The sequence below is a fragment of the Acidovorax sp. KNOB132 genome (genome assembly GCF_057541515.1).
On sequence record NZ_BAAJYT010000525.1, the window covers coordinates 1 to 1,283 of the forward strand.

At 74.3% G+C, this 1,283-nt stretch carries 1 protein-coding gene; it reads left to right on the forward strand.

Annotated elements, in window-relative coordinates:
• Positions 1-1,283: hypothetical protein (locus AC27IO_RS24340; protein ID WP_498741230.1), on the forward strand; the 1,283-nt coding region annotated here is incomplete at both ends.

Sequence of the window (1,283 nt, forward strand, 5' to 3'; positions counted from 1 at the left end):
CGGCCCGAAGGCGGCGGCTGTCGCCCCCCGCCGCGGCGCCCGCCGGCCACGGCCGAAGCCCCCACCCGCCCTCACTCCATGCCCCAAAGGCCTGCCCGCCGCCACGCGCTGCCTGAGCGGGCAGGACTCGGCCGGCGCCCACTACCTGATCGCCATCCCCGCAGACTGGAACGGCACGCTGGTGTTGCACGCCCACGGCGGCCCCACGCTCGGCGCGCCACGCCTGTCGCGCACGGTGGAAGACCTGGAGCGCTGGGCCATGGTGCCGCGCGCCGGCTACGCCTGGGCCGGCTCCACCTACCGCCAGGGCGGCGTGGCGGTGCACGCCGCGGCCGAAGACACCGAGCGGCTGCGGCGCATCTTCGTACAGCACGTGGCCGCGCCGCGCATGACGCTGCTGCACGGCCAGTCGTGGGGCGCCAGTGTGGCCGCCGTGGGCGCATCGGTCTTCACCGACGATGGCCACGGCAAACGCCCCTACGACGGCGTGCTGCTCACCAGCGGCGTGCTGGCCGGCGGCAGCCGGGCGTACGACTTCCGGCTCGACCTGCGGGTGATCTACCAGGCGCTGTGCGCCAACCACCCGCTGCCCGCCGAACCCCAGTACCCGCTGTGGATGGGCCTGCTGCCCGATGCCACGCTGAAACCCGCCGACCTGAAACGCCGCGTGGACGGCTGCCTGGGCCTGGACCGGCCCGCGGCGCAGCGCACGGCCGCGCAGCAGTCGCGCGTGCAGACCATCGTGCAGACCGTGCGCATCCGCGAAAGCGCCATCCACGGCCACCTGAACTGGGCCACCTGGCACTTCCAGGACATCGTGCAGCGGCGCACCGGCGGCGCCAACCCCTTCGGCAACCGGGGCGCGGTGTACACCGGCTCGAGCGACGATGCCGCGCTCAACCGCAGCGTGCAGCGCTACCGCGCCGATCCGCAGGCCGTGGCCACCTTCGCGCGCGACACCGACCCCGACGGGCGCATCCCGGTGCCGGTGCTGACCGTGCACGGCGTGGACGATCCCACCGCCTTCGTCGAGATGGAAGACAGCTTTCGCCGCACGATGGAGCGCGCCGGCACGGCCGGCCACCTGGTGCAAACCTTCACGGCCGACAAATCCCACAGCTACCTGACCGATGCCGCCTATCCCACGCTGCTGGCGGAGCTCGGCCAGTGGGTGCGCGGCGGCCCGGCCCCCACGCCGGCAGGCATCGCCGCGCAATGCCCGGGCGTGCAGGCGACGTTCGGCGGCGAGTGCCAGTTCCTGCCCGGGTACCGGCCGCAGCCGG